Origin of the sequence: Neobittarella massiliensis (ex Bilen et al. 2018), assembly GCF_014269355.1 — a bacterium.
In the GTDB taxonomy this organism is placed as follows: domain Bacteria; phylum Bacillota; class Clostridia; order Oscillospirales; family Ruminococcaceae; genus Neobittarella; species Neobittarella massiliensis.
Genome location: NZ_JACOGI010000003.1, coordinates 94,924 through 110,733, shown reverse-complemented (window position 1 = coordinate 110,733; position 15,810 = coordinate 94,924). Strand labels below are relative to the sequence as shown.

12 protein-coding genes are annotated in these 15,810 nt (G+C 62.6%); all 12 read left to right on the top strand.

Translation table 11 applies throughout. The annotated features are described in order from the left end of the window. Positions 1–86: 86 nt before the first annotated feature. The 12 genes from H8K20_RS12285 (at position 87) to H8K20_RS14330 (ending at position 15,761) form a co-directional block, all read left to right on the top strand. On the top strand, positions 87–869 hold the full coding sequence (locus H8K20_RS12285) for a prepilin peptidase (protein ID WP_186488620.1): 783 nt from the start codon (positions 87–89) through the stop codon (positions 867–869). A 34-nt stretch (positions 870–903) separates the two neighbouring features. After that, complete coding sequence (locus H8K20_RS12280) at positions 904–2,091, top strand: type II secretion system F family protein (RefSeq protein ID WP_186488619.1); 1,188 nt, start codon at positions 904–906, stop codon at positions 2,089–2,091. Between the two features lie 13 nt (positions 2,092–2,104). Then, the gene (gene pilM / locus H8K20_RS12275) at positions 2,105–3,004 is read left to right on the top strand and encodes a type IV pilus biogenesis protein PilM (RefSeq protein ID WP_186488618.1); all 900 of its coding nucleotides are present in this window, start codon (positions 2,105–2,107) and stop codon (positions 3,002–3,004) included. 11 nt (positions 3,005–3,015) lie between these two features. Further along, positions 3,016–3,591 (top strand): hypothetical protein, encoded by a 576-nt coding sequence (locus H8K20_RS12270; protein WP_186488617.1) that lies wholly within the window; start codon positions 3,016–3,018, stop codon positions 3,589–3,591. Position 3,592: 1 nt separating this feature from the next. Beyond that, complete coding sequence (locus H8K20_RS12265) at positions 3,593–4,252, top strand: hypothetical protein (protein ID WP_186488616.1); 660 nt, start codon at positions 3,593–3,595, stop codon at positions 4,250–4,252. Further along, on the top strand, positions 4,203–6,533 hold the full coding sequence (locus H8K20_RS12260; RefSeq protein ID WP_186488615.1) for a polymer-forming cytoskeletal protein: 2,331 nt from the start codon (positions 4,203–4,205) through the stop codon (positions 6,531–6,533). The genes H8K20_RS12265 and H8K20_RS12260 overlap by 50 nt, the downstream gene beginning before the upstream one ends. Beyond that, entirely contained in the window at positions 6,526–6,885 is a 360-nt protein-coding gene (locus H8K20_RS12255) for a prepilin-type N-terminal cleavage/methylation domain-containing protein (RefSeq protein ID WP_105204608.1), read from the top strand. Before H8K20_RS12260 ends, H8K20_RS12255 begins: the two co-directional genes overlap by 8 nt. Positions 6,886–6,922: 37 nt before the next feature. Continuing rightward, positions 6,923–8,080 carry a prepilin-type N-terminal cleavage/methylation domain-containing protein gene (locus H8K20_RS14270; protein WP_186488614.1) on the top strand — a complete coding sequence of 386 codons (1,158 nt, stop codon included), beginning with the start codon at positions 6,923–6,925 and terminating at the stop codon, positions 8,078–8,080. 25 nt (positions 8,081–8,105) lie between these two features. Then, a complete protein-coding gene (locus tag H8K20_RS12245) occupies positions 8,106–9,782 on the top strand; it encodes a GspE/PulE family protein (protein WP_154866323.1) in 1,677 nt (558 codons plus the stop codon). Positions 9,783–9,795: 13 nt separating this feature from the next. Continuing rightward, positions 9,796–10,854: a PilT/PilU family type 4a pilus ATPase gene (locus H8K20_RS12240; RefSeq protein ID WP_186488613.1), complete on the top strand. Its 1,059-nt coding sequence runs from the start codon at positions 9,796–9,798 to the stop codon at positions 10,852–10,854. Between the two features lie 417 nt (positions 10,855–11,271). After that, positions 11,272–14,385, top strand: a complete 3,114-nt coding sequence (gene ileS, locus H8K20_RS12235; protein ID WP_186488612.1) for an isoleucine--tRNA ligase — start codon at positions 11,272–11,274, stop codon at positions 14,383–14,385. 845 nt (positions 14,386–15,230) lie between these two features. Then, a complete protein-coding gene (locus tag H8K20_RS14330; protein ID WP_407938514.1) occupies positions 15,231–15,761 on the top strand; it encodes a GNAT family N-acetyltransferase in 531 nt (176 codons plus the stop codon). The last annotated feature ends 49 nt before the right edge of the window (positions 15,762–15,810 follow it).

Here is a 15,810-nt window from a genome sequence, read left to right as displayed (position 1 = left end):
GCCCCGGCAGCTCCATAACGCGTGCAACAGCGCCCCCGCCCGCACATCAGGCGGGGGCGCGTTTGCTTTTCGGGGGAGGTCTGCACATGCTGCTCTGGGTGGCCTATGCGTTGCTTTTGGGCATCGTCTTTCTGTTCGGCGCCTGTGTCGGCAGCTTTTTAGGGGTGGTGGCCGACCGGGTGCCCCGCGGCCAGTCCATCGTCAGGGGGCGCTCTTTTTGCCCCCACTGCCACCGGGAGCTCTCCCCGCGCGAGCTCATTCCCCTCGTCAGCTTTCTGTGGCAGCGCCGGCGCTGTCGCCACTGCGGCGCCCCGATCCCCTGGCGGCTGTTTTTTACCGAGCTCGCCGGCGGCCTGCTGGCGGTGTGGGTGCTGCTGTCGCAAAACTGCACGTTTAACAGCACCTTCTGGGTCTATCTGGCCATCTGCTTTGCGCTGCTGGCCATAGCCCTCACCGATCTCGCCTCCATGCTCATCCCCGGCGGCCTTATCGCCGCGCTGGCGGTGCCGGTGCTCGGCAGTCTGCTGCTGCCCCAGTCGCCGGGCCTGCCGTCCCGGCTCATCGGCCTCTTCTGCGTCAGCGTGCCCATGCTGCTCATCACGCTGGCCATCCCCGGCAGCTTTGGCGGGGGCGATATCAAGCTGGTGGCGGTGTGCGGCTTTTTGCTGGGGTGGCAGCGCACCCTGCTGGGGCTCTTTTTGGCGCTGCTCTCCGGCGGCGCCTACGGCAGCTATCTGCTCATCAAAGATCGCCGCAACAAAAGCCGACACTTCGCCTTTGGCCCGTTTTTGTGCGGCGGTGCATTTTTGGCCCTGCTGTACGGCCAGGACCTGATCAACTGGTACATCGGCCTCGTAACGGGCTGGTGACCTCCACCCAAATATCCAGAGAGGAGCGCAGTGTATGCCTCTTTACCGATACACGGCCAAAACTGTAGAGGGCCGGCAGGTCTCCGGCCAGCTGGAGGCCGACGACCCCCGGCAGCTCTCCACCGCGCTGCACCAAAAACAGCTGTTTTTGGTGCGCAGCAAAGAGCTCACCGGCGACGACAGCCGGGTGCGGCTGCGGGCGCCCGAGCTGGCCGATTTCTGCCGCCAGCTGGGCACCATGCTCTCCTCGGGCATCTCGCTGGTGCGGGCCGTCGATATCATTTTGCACCGCGATGTAAAGCCGCGGGTGCGGCAGGTGTACAGCCAGCTGTACCGCTCGCTGCAGCAGGGCATCCCCATGTCCGAGGCCATGCGCCAGCAGCGGGGCGCCTTTCCGCCGCTGATGATCAGCATGTTCTACGCCGGCGAGTCCAGCGGCCAGCTCGACACGGTGGCCACCAAAATGGCCGCCCATTTTGAAAAGGAGCACAAGCTGCACACCAAGATACGCGGCGCCACCATTTACCCCATCATCCTGCTGTGTGTCACCGTGCTGGTCATGCTGGCCATCTTCCTGTTTGTGCTGCCCCAGTTTTTCACCCTGTTCGAGGATATGGATACCCTGCCCGGCCCCACCCGGGTGGTGCTGGCCATCAGCAACGGGCTGCAAAACCACTGGGCCGCCGTACTCATCACGGTGCTGGTGCTCGTCGGCGCCTTCGCCATCCTGCTCACCTCGCCGCAGATCCACACCTGGCTGGATCGGCAAAAGCTCAGGCTGCCGGTGGTGGGCAAACTGCTGCGCATCATCTACACCGCCCGCTTTTCGCGCACGCTGTGCTCGCTCTACACCAGCGGTCTCTCTATGATCAGCGCCCTGCAGATATCCCGCACCACTGTGGGCAACCGCTATATCGACGCCCAGTTCGACCAGGTCGTCGAGCTGGTGCGCAGCGGCACGCCGCTGTCGCGGGCCATCCAGGTGGTCGACGGGTTCGACAGCAAGCTCTCCTCCACCATTCTCATCGGCGAGGAGACCGGCCGTCTCGACGACATGCTCGGCTCGGTGGCCGATTCGTTCGATTACGAGGCCGAGATGGCCACCCAGCGCCTCACCACCTTCATCGAGCCGGTGCTCATCATCTTCATGGTACTGGTCATCGGCTTTATCATGATCTCGGTGATGATGCCCATCTATCAGCTGTACGGCACCATCGGTTAATAAGGGGGAAACCATGTCCACCAGCATCTATCTGTCCAGTCAGGACGTCACCGCCGTAAGCGGCTCTATCGGCAAAAGGGGCGTCGAGATCACCGGTTACGCCACCGCCCCGCTGCCCGAGGGGGCCATGATCAACGGCGTCATCACCGACGAGCGGCCGCTGCTGTCGGCCCTCGCGGACCTCACCAAGCAGGGCCGGCTCGGCGGCAAAGATCTGCGCCTGGTCATCGACTCCAGCTCCATCCTCACCCGGGTCGAGACGGTGCCCAAGCTGGGCCGCGCCCAGCTGCTCGCGCTCACCCGCAACACCTTCGCCGACTCGGCCACCGGCCGCGAGGACCTGCTCTACGACTACGCCCAGCTGCCCGATACCGCCGACTGCCGCCAGCAGGTGCTGTGCAGCGCCGTCGAGCGCCAGCTCGTCGGCAGCTACGTATCGCTGTTCGGCGCCGCCGGGCTGGCACTGTCGGCCATCGGCATCGCCCTGGACGGGGTCATCCAACTGCTCGATATCCTGCCGCAGCTGCACCAAAAACACTATATCCTGTGCATGGTCGACGGCAACGTCCTCATCACCGCCCTGTTTTTAGCCGGCAGCTACCGCATGAGCAATCGCCAGCGCCTGCTGGGCGCCCGGGGCACCGCCGCCTGCCGGGCCGAGATGGCCCAGAGCGTCTCCTCCATGGTGCAGTTCGCCTCGGCTCAAAAAACCGGCTTTTCCCCCGATACCGTGTACTTCAGCGGCCTGCGCCCCGAAGAGCAGACCGTCTGCGGCGAGATAAACGCCGCCCTGAGCCTGCGGGCCGAACCGCTGCCCACCACCCAGGCCTTTTCCGTCCAAAAGACCGACCCCAGAAAGCCCTATGCGGTGAGCGATTATCTGTTTGCCACCAGCGGCCTGGGCGAGAAGTGAGGCGCCAAAATATGAGACATATGCAAAAGAGGATCGATTTTTACGCCGTCTACCGTCAGGGCGGCCCGCGGGCCAAAAAGAGCAGCCGCAAGCTGGGTAAGATCCTGCTGCCGGTGTTGGCGGCGGTGTTGCTGGTCGCCGCCTGGGGCGGCCTCACCCTCGACAGGCTGCGCTTAAAGTCCCAGCTCGACGAGGTGACGGGCTACCTGCAGAGCAGCGCCGTCACCCTCAAACTGGCCCAGGCCAACTCTTTACAAGAGAAGATCAGCAGCGCGCTGGCCGACAAAGAGGCGCTGCAGCAGGCGGCGCAGAACATCGCCTCCTACCCCGACTACACCAGCACCGCCCTGCAAAAGGTAAAAGACTGCCTGGGCGACAGTATATCGGTCAAGGTCCTCGCCTTCGACGCATCGCTGGGCGCGGTGGTGGTCACCGGCACCTCGGCCTCCGCCAACGACGCAGCTGCCTTTGCCGCCGCGCTGCGCGAGACTGGGTTTTTCGCCGACATCACCTACATCGGCTACGCCGCCGACAACAGCTGGACCTACGAGTTCAGCATGACCGCCCAGCTGAAGGGGGTGCAGTGAGATGGCCGATCTGTCTAAACGCGAAAAGTTGCTGCTCTACATCCTGCTCTGTGTGACGATCTTGGCCGGGGGCCTGTACCTGCTGGTGCTGCCGGCAATGGACAGCCGGCTGGAGGTAAAAGACCAGCTCAGCGCCAAACAGTCCCGGCAGGAGCAGGTCGAGCAGACCATCTCCGCCATCGACAGCGACAAGCAGTCGCTGCAGACCATCGAGCAGGATATCGCCGCTTTCCGCGAGAAATTTTTGTCCGGCCCGCAGGAGGAAGATATCGATTCCCTCATCACCTACCTCATGCAGAGCAGCGGCGTCAGGCCGCAAAAGCTCGAGATGCAGCCCCCCGCCGCCTTCTCGCTGCCCGCCTACGGCCAGCAGCCCGCCGCCGATAGCGAGAGCGACCCCGGCGGTGAGCCGCAGGTCCCGGTAGGCGGCGTGCAGGTCGTCGCCGTACAGGTCAGCGGGCAGGGCACCATCGAGGACGTGACGGCCATGGCCGACCTGATCCACGAGATGCCCTATCTGCGCATCGCCGCCATGGATGTGACACTGCCCTCGGGCTACACCTACGAGAGCGGCGCCTACGACGTGATCATGGATCTAGAGGTTTATCTATATGAACAGCCGGCAAACGACAGCGAAAACCAAACAGGCACCGCGGCGTAACAGCGGCTCCCTGCTGGTGTGGGTGAGTGTGGCACTGCTGCTCATCACCATACTGGCCGGGGCGGTGCTCAGCATCGCTATGGCCTACGCCCAGCGCAGTACCGACAACAACGCCGACCGGCAGGCCTATTTTACCGCCCGCTCAGCCTGCAACGCCATCGGCGGCGAGATCTGTCAGGGCACTGCCGGCGGTCAGGGCCTGCTGCAAAAGCTGCCGGTGGGCAGCAAGCTGCAGGTGGAAAATTTTGATTTTCCCCAGAAGATGGGCAGCTGTACCGCGCTGGTCGAGCGGGTCGATATCGACACCATCGATATCGCCGCCACCGCCACGGTGGGTCGGCGCCGCCGCACCGTACACCTCAAACTGAACCGCACCGCCGGCGGCCAGCAGGACAGTGCCATCACCGGCTTTTTTGGCCTGGTCGGCGAAACGATCGAATTTGGCAGCGCCCTAAAGACCGGCGCCGATACCGATGTATACGTCAGCGGCGAGGACAGGTCGGGCTGGGGCGTACAGGTGTCCGGCACCGCCCTCGACCTGGGCGGCAGTCTGTACAGCAGGCCGGGCGTCACCGTCAGCGGCGGCACCTACGGTAAGCACCTGCACGTCGCCGGCAGCGTGGTGTCCAACGGCCCCATCCAGCTCTCGGGCTATCTCGATATCGCCGGCAGCGTCTACTCCACCACCAGCTCCCAGTGCGCCGGCGGGGTCACCGTCGGCGGCACCGTCACCCCCGCCGCCGGCGGCGCGGCCCAGCCCTCTAAACTGCCCGAACTCGATACCCCCACCGTGCCCAGCTGCCCGCCCGACGCCAACGCCGTATACGACAGCACCTTCTTTAACAAGACCCTGGGCGTCTCGGGCCAAAACGCCCACTACCAGATCCAGAAAGACGGCCTGCAGGTCACCATCAACACCGCCGAAGATGCCGGCAACTGCTTTTACTACATCCCGGCGGGCACCACCTTTACCGTCGCCGGGCAGGAGCGCCGCGCCACCAACAGCGGCACCGTCGCCCCTGCGCCCAACCTCTATTTTATCCTGGGCGAAAATGCCCGGCTGGTGGTACAGGGGGACGAGTTCTACGGCTACGTCTACGGCCCGTCCTCCTCCCGCGTCGACTTTACCGGTAGCGCCACCGCCTACGGGGCCGTGCAGGCCGGTACCGTCTCCTTTGACGACCTCACCTTCTACTACGTGCCCCCCACCGGCGGCACCTCCTCCGGTGGCAGTCAGGGTCAGGGCGAAGCCGCCGGCTTTACCGGCTTTTACGCTGCTGCGGCCACCGCCAAAAAAGGCGGCCTGTTCGCCGGTGGCGAAGGTACAGTGCAGTTTGGCCGGGCCGATCTCAACTTGCACTTTAGCTCCACCAAGCCCCTGCAGCTCGAGCCGCACTTCATCAACGTCGGCACCGTCATGTTGGCCAGCGACGACAGCGTCCTGGGCGCCGTCTCCGGTGACATGTCCATCGACGGCGACCTGTATCTCGACAAAGTCGTGATCGGTACCCCCGAAAAGCCGGTCACCGTCACCTGCACCGGCAAGCTGGTGCTCAGTGGCGGCAGTGTGGTGTACGGCACGGTGGTAGCTGACGCCGTGGATATGACCATGAACGGCGATATCGTCGGCAGCGTATCCACCGTGCAGCCGCTCTCTCAGGCCGATGCCGCCCGGGTCCAGGGCAGCATCCAGGCGGTGGCGGCAGTGCCGTTTGCGCACCCGGCCCCCGCCCGCCCCCAGGTGCTCCCCATACCCGATGACTCGCTGGTGGAAAAGCTCACCAACAAGACGACCGAGATCGGCCACGTGGGCCGCGATGCCTACTACTACCTGCCGCAGGGGGCAAACCTCAATCTCAGCAGTCTCACCGTGGCCGAAGACGCCCAGCGCATCTTCATCTATCTGCTCGACGGCGCCGAGCTCAAGCTCGACGACCTGTACGGCGGCGACCCCGAGCACCCCCAGGTGGTGTTCTCACTGGGGGAGGATGCCGCGTTCATCTACAATAATCGCAGTGGACCAAGTGAAGATGCCGAGCCGCTGTGCGCCTATATCGCGGGCGGTACCGGCAGCAGTTTCACCATGAAACAGGGGACCGACTTTTACGGCGGTCTCTACGTCGACAGTCTCGATATCGGCGACTGGGTGCGGCTGCACTTCACCGGCGATATCACCGCCGGCGGCCAACCGGTGGTGCCGCCCGACGAAGACCTGCCCACCACCGGCGACACCTGGAGCTTTGGCATGTATTCCGGTAAGGGGGTGTCTCAAAATGGGTAAACGCCTGCGCGACCGGCGCGGTATGACGCTGGTCGAGACCATAGTGGGCCTGGCGGTGCTCTCGCTGGCTCTCTCCATCCTCTACCTGGGCTTTTTTACCGCCGGGCAGCTGTTCTCACGCGGCGGGGTGGTCAAAAATAAGGGCCAGCATGCCGCCGGTGTGCTGGAGGGGGCCACAGACCCCGACGGTGCCACCGTCCAAAGCGACGAGCGGGGGCAGGTGACCATCAAGCTGTCCGACGGCAGCACCCTGGTGCTGTCGGGCAACTGCCGCGGCGTCACCGACGCCGAGAACGGGCAGATACACTTTTATAAGTACGACAGCGACAGCTATCAGAAAAACGCCGGTTAAAAGCTTTGGCCGGCGCCGGGGAGAGGAGGGACATCCGGTGCGCAAAAAACACAGCGGGGGCTTTACCCTGGTCGAGGTCAGCGTATCCATGGCTATTTTAGCCATCGCCATGGGGGCCACCATCTCCATCTTCCTCATGGTGTTTAACCTCTTCGGCCACGGCGCCAGCGAAAACGAGGTCAAGCAGCTGGGCGACGATATCTACCGCCACCTCTCCCGGCGGCTCACCTACTGTACCCACCTGCAGGTGTTGCCCCAAGACAGCGATATCCCCCACGCCTACGCCAGCGAGTACACCGTCGACGCAGATACCGGCCACCTGTCATACAAGACCGGCGACGACCCGGCCTACGACTTTTACGGCGACGAGTGGTATAAAAAATGCAAGGTGCAGCTGCTGGTCACCGCCCGCGCCGACGGCCGGGTCGAGCTGCAGGTACAGGTCCTGCAGGATGGCAAGGTGGCCTACCGCACCGCCTCCACCATCGAGCTCATCAATATTACCTTGGCCGGTACCGCCCCCGAAGGCGTGCTCGATACCCCGCTCACCGACCCCTACCTCATCCTCGACGACACCGAGATCATCTCCGACAAGGTCAAAACACCGGTCCCCAGCCAAATGAAAGAATATGTGCTCACCGCCTTTTCCGACTTTCAAAAAGATAAAGCCGAATATAACGCTATGGCCTGGAACGATCCCCGCAAAGCGCAGAAAAAGCAGGAGATCATGGATAAATACGGCGTCTCCAACGTGGCCAGCTTTTCCAACGACCAGATGCGCGACTACGTGCGGAGTACCTATTACGGCGGCACCTGGCCGGATATCGACCTGGGCCTCGAGCGCTTCAGTGTCGAGAACACCAACAAGCTAAACCCCTATGTAAAGGGGGACTTAAAAGATATCGCCCCGCTGGAACTGCAGTTCCACGCCGCCAATGTCCCCGGCACCAACGATCCCGATAAGATGAGTATCGTCATCTACGCGGTGCAAAAAGGTCCGGCAAATAGCAACAACCACTCCATGTGGCGCCCGCTGGTGGTGTACGATCCCTACGACAGCTACTGGTATGCGCCGTTCCCCACCACCGGCGGCACCAAACTGGGCACCTATAAAGATGCCAACGTCGCCACTCCCCGCCCCGACGACAAGGCCTATTACGACAACTTGACCGAGCTGTGGAACCCCCTCAAATGACCGCCACCGGAAAGGAAGCAGAGCGATGAAGAACATACGCATCGGCGAGGTGCTGCTGCAGAGCGGCGCCATCACCGAAGAGCAGCTGCAGCAGGCGCTGCAAAAGCAAAAAGAGGACAGCGGCAAAAAGCTGCTGGGTGCCGTGCTCATCGAGATGGGCTATGTCACCGAGCGGCAGATGCTCACCGCCCTGTCGCAAAAATTGCAGCACCCGCTCATCGAGCTCGACACCTATCAGGTCGACCTCACCGCCGTCGAGAAGATCCCCAAGCAGCTGGCGTCCAAATACGGCCTCATCGCCATCGATACCGAGGGCGCCGCCCTCAAAGTGGCGGTGAGCGACCCGCTCAACTTCTACGCCATCGAGGACATCCGCCAGATCGTCAACCAGCCGCTGGCTATCTGCCTGGCCGAGTCCCGGTCCATCCAGTCGGCCATCGAGTACTACTACGCCGAGATCGACGCCAAGCTGGCGGCCAGCTCGGCCAACACCTTTGCCGTGCAGGAGCAGATCGCGGTGGAGGAGGACGATTCCGGCGACGAGGACGCGCCGGTGGTCAAGCTGCTCAACTCGCTGCTCCTGCGCGGCTACAGCACCGGTACCAGCGATATCCACATCGAGGCCGCCGAGAGCCAAACGCTGGTGCGCATGCGCGTCGACGGCATCCTGGTCGACTATGTCAGCGTGGCCAAGAGCCTGCACCCGTCACTCATCGCCCGCATCAAGATCCTGGCCAATCTCGATATCGCCGAAAAGCGCCTGCCGCAGGACGGCCATTTCAAGGTCACCCTCGACGGCAGCCAAATGAACATCCGCGTGTCGGTCATCCCCACCGCCTACGGCGAAAAGGCGGTGCTGCGCTACCTCACCACCAACACCCTCATCGATCGTTCCGGCCAGTTCGGCATGAGCGACCAAAATTACCAGAAAATGCTGGCCATGCTGCAAAATCCCCACGGCATCATCTACTTCACCGGCCCCACCGGCAGCGGCAAGACCACCACCCTCTACATGATCCTCGAGCATCTGGCCCGCCAGCCGGTCAACATCTCCACCATCGAGGACCCGGTGGAGCGCAACATCCCCAAAGTCAACCAGATGCAGGTCAACAACACCGCCGGCCTGCACTTTGAAAACGGCCTCAGCTCGCTGCTGCGGCAAGATCCCGACATCATCATGGTGGGCGAGACCCGCGACAACGAGACTGCCGCCATCTCGGTGCGGGCGGCCATCACCGGCCACCTGGTGCTCTCCACCCTGCACACCAACGACGCCATCTCCTCCATCGTGCGGCTGGAGGACATGGAGATCGAGCCCTACCTCATCGCCAACTCGGTGGTGGGGGTGGTGGCCCAGCGGCTGGTCAAAAAGGTCTGCCCCCACTGCGGCTATGCCTACGCCCCCGACGAGGCCGAGCGCGCCGCCTTAAAAGACGACCGCATCACCAGCGTGCGCCGGGGCAAAGGCTGCCATCTGTGCAACCACACCGGCTATAAAGGCCGCACCGCCGTGCACGAGATGGTGGCCATCGACGGCCCCATCCGCCGCATGATCACCGCCCGCGCCCCGGTGGACGAGATCTTTGCCTACGCCCGCCAAAAACAGGGCATGGTCACTTTAAAAGAAGAGCTTTTGCGGCTGGTGCGCGACGGCGTCACCACCGTGGAAGAGATGCTCAAACTCACCTATTACGCCGATTAAGGGGGAAACTGCGGTGACACTGGAAGAACTGATCGCCTACGCCCGGCAGACCGGGTGCTCCGATATCCACCTCACCCAGGGCCGGCCCACCGTGCTGCGGCGGCTGGGCCAGCTCGTAAACGGCGAGCTGGGCGACGACGCGGCCCAGCAGCAGGAGCGCATACTCTCGCTGCTGGGCGAGCGCCAGCGCCAGGCGCTGGAAACGGGGGAGGATCTCGATTTCTCTTTTGCCTGCGGCAGCGACCGGCAGCGGGTCAACGTGTACCGCCACATGGGTAAGCTCTGTGCCGCCATCCGCCTGCTGGCGGCAGATATCCCCACCCTCGATGAGCTGCACCTGCCGCCGGTCATGCACCGGCTGGCCATGCTGCCGCGGGGCCTGGTGCTCATCACCGGCCCCACCGGCAGCGGCAAGTCCACCACTCTGGCGGCCATGATCGATGCCATCAACCGCAGCCGCAGCTGCCATATCCTCACCATCGAAGACCCCATCGAGTACGTGTACGCCCCCGCCCTGAGCATGATCCACCAGCGCGAGGTGGGGCAGGATGTCGGCAGCTTTGCCGGCGCCCTGCGCTCGGCCCTGCGCGAGGACCCCGACGTGATCCTGGTGGGGGAGATGCGCGACTACGAGACCATTTCCGCCGCCGTTACCGCCGCTGAGACCGGGCATCTGGTGCTCTCCACCCTGCACACCCCCGGCGCCGCCCAGTCTGTCGACCGCATCATCGACGTGTTCCCCTCCCACAGCCAGGGTCAGATACGCATCCAGCTGGCCGGGGTGTTGGCGGGGGTCATCACCCAGCAGCTGCTGCCCAGAGCTGACGGCAGCGGCCGCGTCGCCGCCACCGAGGTGCTGCTGGGCACCGATGCGGTGCGCAGCCAGATCCGTGAGGGCAAGACCCACCAGCTGTCCGGGGCCATGCAGTCCAGCGCCGAGACCGGCATGCACACCATGGAGGGCGACCTGGCCCGCCTGGTACGCGACCAGGTCATCAGCCCCCAGCTGGCGATGGAGCGCGCCGCCAACTTGGCCGAGCTGCAGCAGTACCTGCCCCAGCTGGGCTTTTAAAAGGCGGCTGCCGGCGCGGTGCGGTGCGGGTGGCAGATGTTTGTCCCAACATCTTGCATTTTGTTTTTTTTCGTGGTATATTCTTAAAAGAATAGACAAAAAACATTGACAGAGACAGTAGGTCCTGACCAAAAGCCCAAGCGAGCCGGGGTGGGTGCGAGCCCGGCGCCAGTAGGTCTTTACTGAACATCCCTCTGTAGTTGCACGCTGAAAGGGCCGCCGCCCCAGTAGGTCGCTGCCGGTTTTCCACCGTTATCGGAAGCGCATATGTTGGTATGTGGCAATAGGTGGTATAGCGAAGGCACGGTCTTCGTCCTGTTTGGCAGGGCGAAGACCTTTTTCTTTTACAGTACCGGTCTGTCGGCCCGGCAGCGCATACCGGTAAAACGCAAGCATCTTTAACAGGAGGTCATTTGCATGTACAAAAAAGTGCCCACGAACCTGAACTTTGTGGCCCGCGAACAGGAGATCGAGAAATTCTGGCGTGAAAACGACATCTTCAAAAAAAGTGTCGACAGCAGAAGAGAAGGGGAGACCTTCACCTTTTACGACGGCCCCCCCACCGCCAACGGCAAGCCCCATATCGGCCATGTCGAGACCCGCGCCTTTAAAGATATGATCCCCCGCTATCACGCCATGAAAGGAGCCATGGTCCCCCGCAAAGCCGGCTGGGACACCCATGGCCTGCCGGTCGAGCTGGAGGTCGAAAAGCTGCTGGGCCTCGACGGCAAAGACCAGATCGAGGAGTACGGCCTGCAGCCCTTTATCGAAAAGTGCAAAGAGAGCGTCTGGAAATATAAAGGCATGTGGGAGGAGTTCTCCGACGCGGTGGGTTTCTGGGCCGATATGGAGCACCCCTACGTCACCTACGACAACGACTTTATCGAGTCGGAGTGGTGGGCCCTCAAGCAGATCTGGGAGAAGGGGCTCTTATATAAGGGCTTTAAGATCGTGCCCTACTGCCCCCGCTGCGGCACCCCGCTGTCCAGCCACGAGGTGGCCCAGGGCTATAAAGACGTAAAAGAGCGCTCGGCCATCGCTAAATTTAAAGTCAAAGGTGAGGACAGCTATATCCTGGCCTGGACCACCACCCCCTGGACGCTGCCCTCCAACGTGGCGCTGTGTGTCAACCCCGACGAGCAGTACGTCAAAGTCGACTGCGGCGGCAGCGTGTACTACCTGGCCGCCGCGCTGGCCGACACGGTGCTCAAAGAGGACTACACCGTGCTCGAGACCTACATCGGCCGCGACCTGGAAAACATGGAGTACGAGCCGCTGTTCCGCTTTGTCGAGCCCGACAAAAAGTGCTGGTACGTCACCTGCGACAGCTATGTCACCCTCACCGACGGCACCGGCGTGGTGCACATCGCCCCCGCCTTCGGCGAGGACGACGCCAACGTGGGCCGCAAATACGACCTGCCCTTCGTGCAGCTGGTCGACGGGAAGGGCCAAATGACCGCCGAGACCGACTGGCCCGGCGTGTTCTGCAAAGACGCCGACAAAGAGGTGCTCGTCGACCTCGACAAGCGCGGGCTCCTGTTCGCCGCCCCCAAGTTCGAGCACTCCTACCCCCACTGCTGGCGCTGCGGCACCCCGCTCATCTACTACGCCCGCGAGTCGTGGTTTATCAAGATGACCGATGTGCGCGAGGATCTCATCCGCAACAACGACACCGTCAACTGGTACCCCGACAGCATCGGCAAGGGCCGCTTCGGCGACTGGCTGGAGAACGTGCAGGACTGGAGCATCAGCCGCAACCGCTACTGGGGCACCCCGCTCAACATCTGGGAGTGTGCGTGCGGCCACCGGCACGCCGTCGGCAGTATAGCAGAGCTCAAAGAGCTCTCGCCCGACTGCCCCGACGATATCGAGCTGCACCGCCCGTATATCGACGCCGTCACCATCACCTGCCCCCACTGCGGCAAACCCATGAAGCGGGTGCCGGAGGTCATCGACTGCTGGTTCGATTCCGGCTCCATGCCGTTTGCGCAACACCACTACCCGTTCGAGAACAAAGAGCTGTTCGAGCAGCAGTTCCCGGCCGACTTTATCTCCGAGGCGGTCGACCAGACCCGCGGCTGGTTCTACTCGCTGCTGGCCATCTCCACCCTGCTGTTTAATAAGGCCCCTTACCGCAACGTGCTAGTCATGGGCCTGGTCACCGACGAGGACGGTCAGAAGATGTCCAAGTCCAAAGGCAACGCCGTCGACCCCATGGAGGCGCTGCAGACGCTGGGCGCCGACGCCATCCGCTGGAACTTCTACGCCGGCGCCGCTCCCTGGCTGCCCAAGCGCTTTTCTGATAAAGTGGTGCGCGAGGGTCAGCGCAAGTTCATGTCCACCCTGCAAAACACCTATGCCTTTTTCGTGCTGTACGCCAACATCGATAAATTTGATGCCACACAGTATTCTTTGGATAAAAATAAACTATCTGTAATGGATCGGTGGCTGCTCTCTAAACTCAATAGCCTTATCTTAGAGGTGGACGGCGATCTGGAAAACTACCGCATCCCCGAAGCCGCCCGCGCGCTGCAGGACTTTGTCGACGAGATGAGCAACTGGTACGTGCGCCGCAGCCGCGAGCGCTTCTGGGCCCAGAGCCAGAGTCAGGACAAGCAAAACGCCTATATGACGCTGTACACCGCTCTGGTCACCGTGGCCAAGCTGGCCGCCCCCATGGTTCCCTTCATGACCGAGGACATCTACCAGAACCTGGTGCGCAGCATCGATGCCACCGCCCCCGAGAGCATCCACCTGTGCGACTATCCGGTGGCCGACCAGAGCTATATCGACAGAGAGCTCGAGCAGGCTATGGACCAGGTGCTGCAGATCGTGGTGCTGGGCCGTGCCGCCCGCAACGGCGCCAACATCAAAAACCGGCAGCCGGTGGCCAACCTCTACGTCAAAGCCGACTGCGTGCTGGACGAGATGTTTAAAAACATCATCGCCGATGAGCTCAACATCAAGGCGGTGCACATGGTGGAGGATGCCGGCCGGTTCACCTCCTACAGCTTTAAGCCCCAGCTCAAAATACTGGGTCAGAAATACGGCAAAAAGATCGGTGAGATCCGCCAAAAGCTCGCCGAGCTCGACGGAAGCGCCGCCAAGGCCCAGCTCGACGCCACCGGCTCCATCGCTCTGGCGCTGTCCGACGGCGACATCAGCCTCACCGAGGAGGAACTGCTCATCGAGACCGCCCAGGCTGCCGGGTACGAGACGGTGTCCGATCGCGGTATTACCGTGGCACTGGATACCCAGCTGACCGAGGCGCTCATCGAGGAGGGCTTTGTGCGCGAGATCATCAGCAAGGTGCAGTCGATGCGCAAAGAGGCCGACTTCAACGTGCTCGACCACATCTGCCTGTACCACGCCGGCAACGACAAGATCGCCGCCATCATCGACCGCAACCGCGACACCATCTGCCACGACGTGCTGGCCGACAAGGTGGTGTCCGGCCAGACCGCCGGCTTTGTCATGGACTGGAAGGTAAACGGCGAGGCGGTCACCTTCGGCGTCGAGGTGATCGGCTGAGCGCTCTCCGCGCACCGCCGCCTCCATCCCACTAAAAATACCCGGTAAAAAAGAGGTATCGGATCTGTCTTCCGATACCTCTTTTTCTGTAAGAAGATCACACTGCCTGTTTTTTTATACTGGTCGCCCCCAGGACTGATAAACGGTCTTGACCAACCTGATTAGCCGGACTGCCGAACCGCCGCGTCTTGTGCTATAATGGCGGTGTGCCCTGCCTCAAATAGTCGGTCCTGATAAGTAGTCCCGGTACAGCATGGATCGATACCAGCAAAACGGCCGTAATATGACCTCAAAATGGCAATATCGTGCGCAAACAGTGCGTTTACTGCTGTTTTTTAGCCAGAAAGGAGCCCAAAATGCCACCCATCGACGCCTATTCCCATCAGTGTGGGGTAATGGACAGCTTTGCCGAGATGGTCGCCGCCGGGGTCAAGCCGGTCGCGCTCACCCATCCCCAACCCAGTCAGGCCACCCGCGACCGCTATCTCCCGTACGCCGAAGGATTGGCCGACCGCTATGGGGTGCGCTATTACTGTGAAAACGGCGGCCTGGTCACCGACTTGTTTCCCGCGTCCCTCAACCGCGGCACCTACAACCTGGTCTTTTACCGCGACCGGGCCGCGATCGATGCCTACCTGTCCATCCACCGCCATAAGGCCGCCCTGCAACAGGCGGGCCGGTACGCTGGCCGCCCCCGCTTTTCGCTGGCCTATCAGCTGGGGCGGCTGTTGGGCTACAGCGGCAGCGACATCCGCCGCATGGTGGCCCAAAACGGCGACCGCGAGCCGGTCGATCCGATGCCCGCCCGGCCACTGCCGGTCCCGTGTGCCGGGCAGCCGGTCGAGATAGGCGATATTTCCCGGAAAAAAGATCACTTTTTATCTCCGCTGGCCGCCCTGCTGGAACAGACTTTTCCACAGGCGTATAAAAATTGTGGAGAAGAGGAGGCTGACGCGCTGCTCTCGCCCGGCCGGGTGGCACTGGGGGCGCTGGCTGGCGGCGAGCTGGTGGGCTTTGTGGGGGCTATGCCCCAGTACGGCCAAACCGGCTGGGAGCTGCACCCGCTGCTGGTCGCCCCCGCCTGGCAGCGCCGGGGCATCGGCACCCGCCTGGTGGCGGCGCTGCAACAGCGGGTGGCTGCCCGGGGCTGTTGCTGTCTGTACCTGGGCTGCGACGACGAGTTTGGCGGCACCAGTCTCGCGGGGGCCGACCTGTACCGCGATACCTGGTCACAGATAGAGAACATCCACCTCACCGGCGATCACCCCTATCCCTTTTACCAAAAACAGGGCTTTTCCATCGTCGGCGTGTTTCCCGACGCAAATGGTCCCGGCCGGCCCGATATCTGGATGGCCAAGCGCATTGTTTCAGAGTAAAAAAGATAAGCTGCCGTCCCATACGTCACACACCAAAAAAGCGCCTATT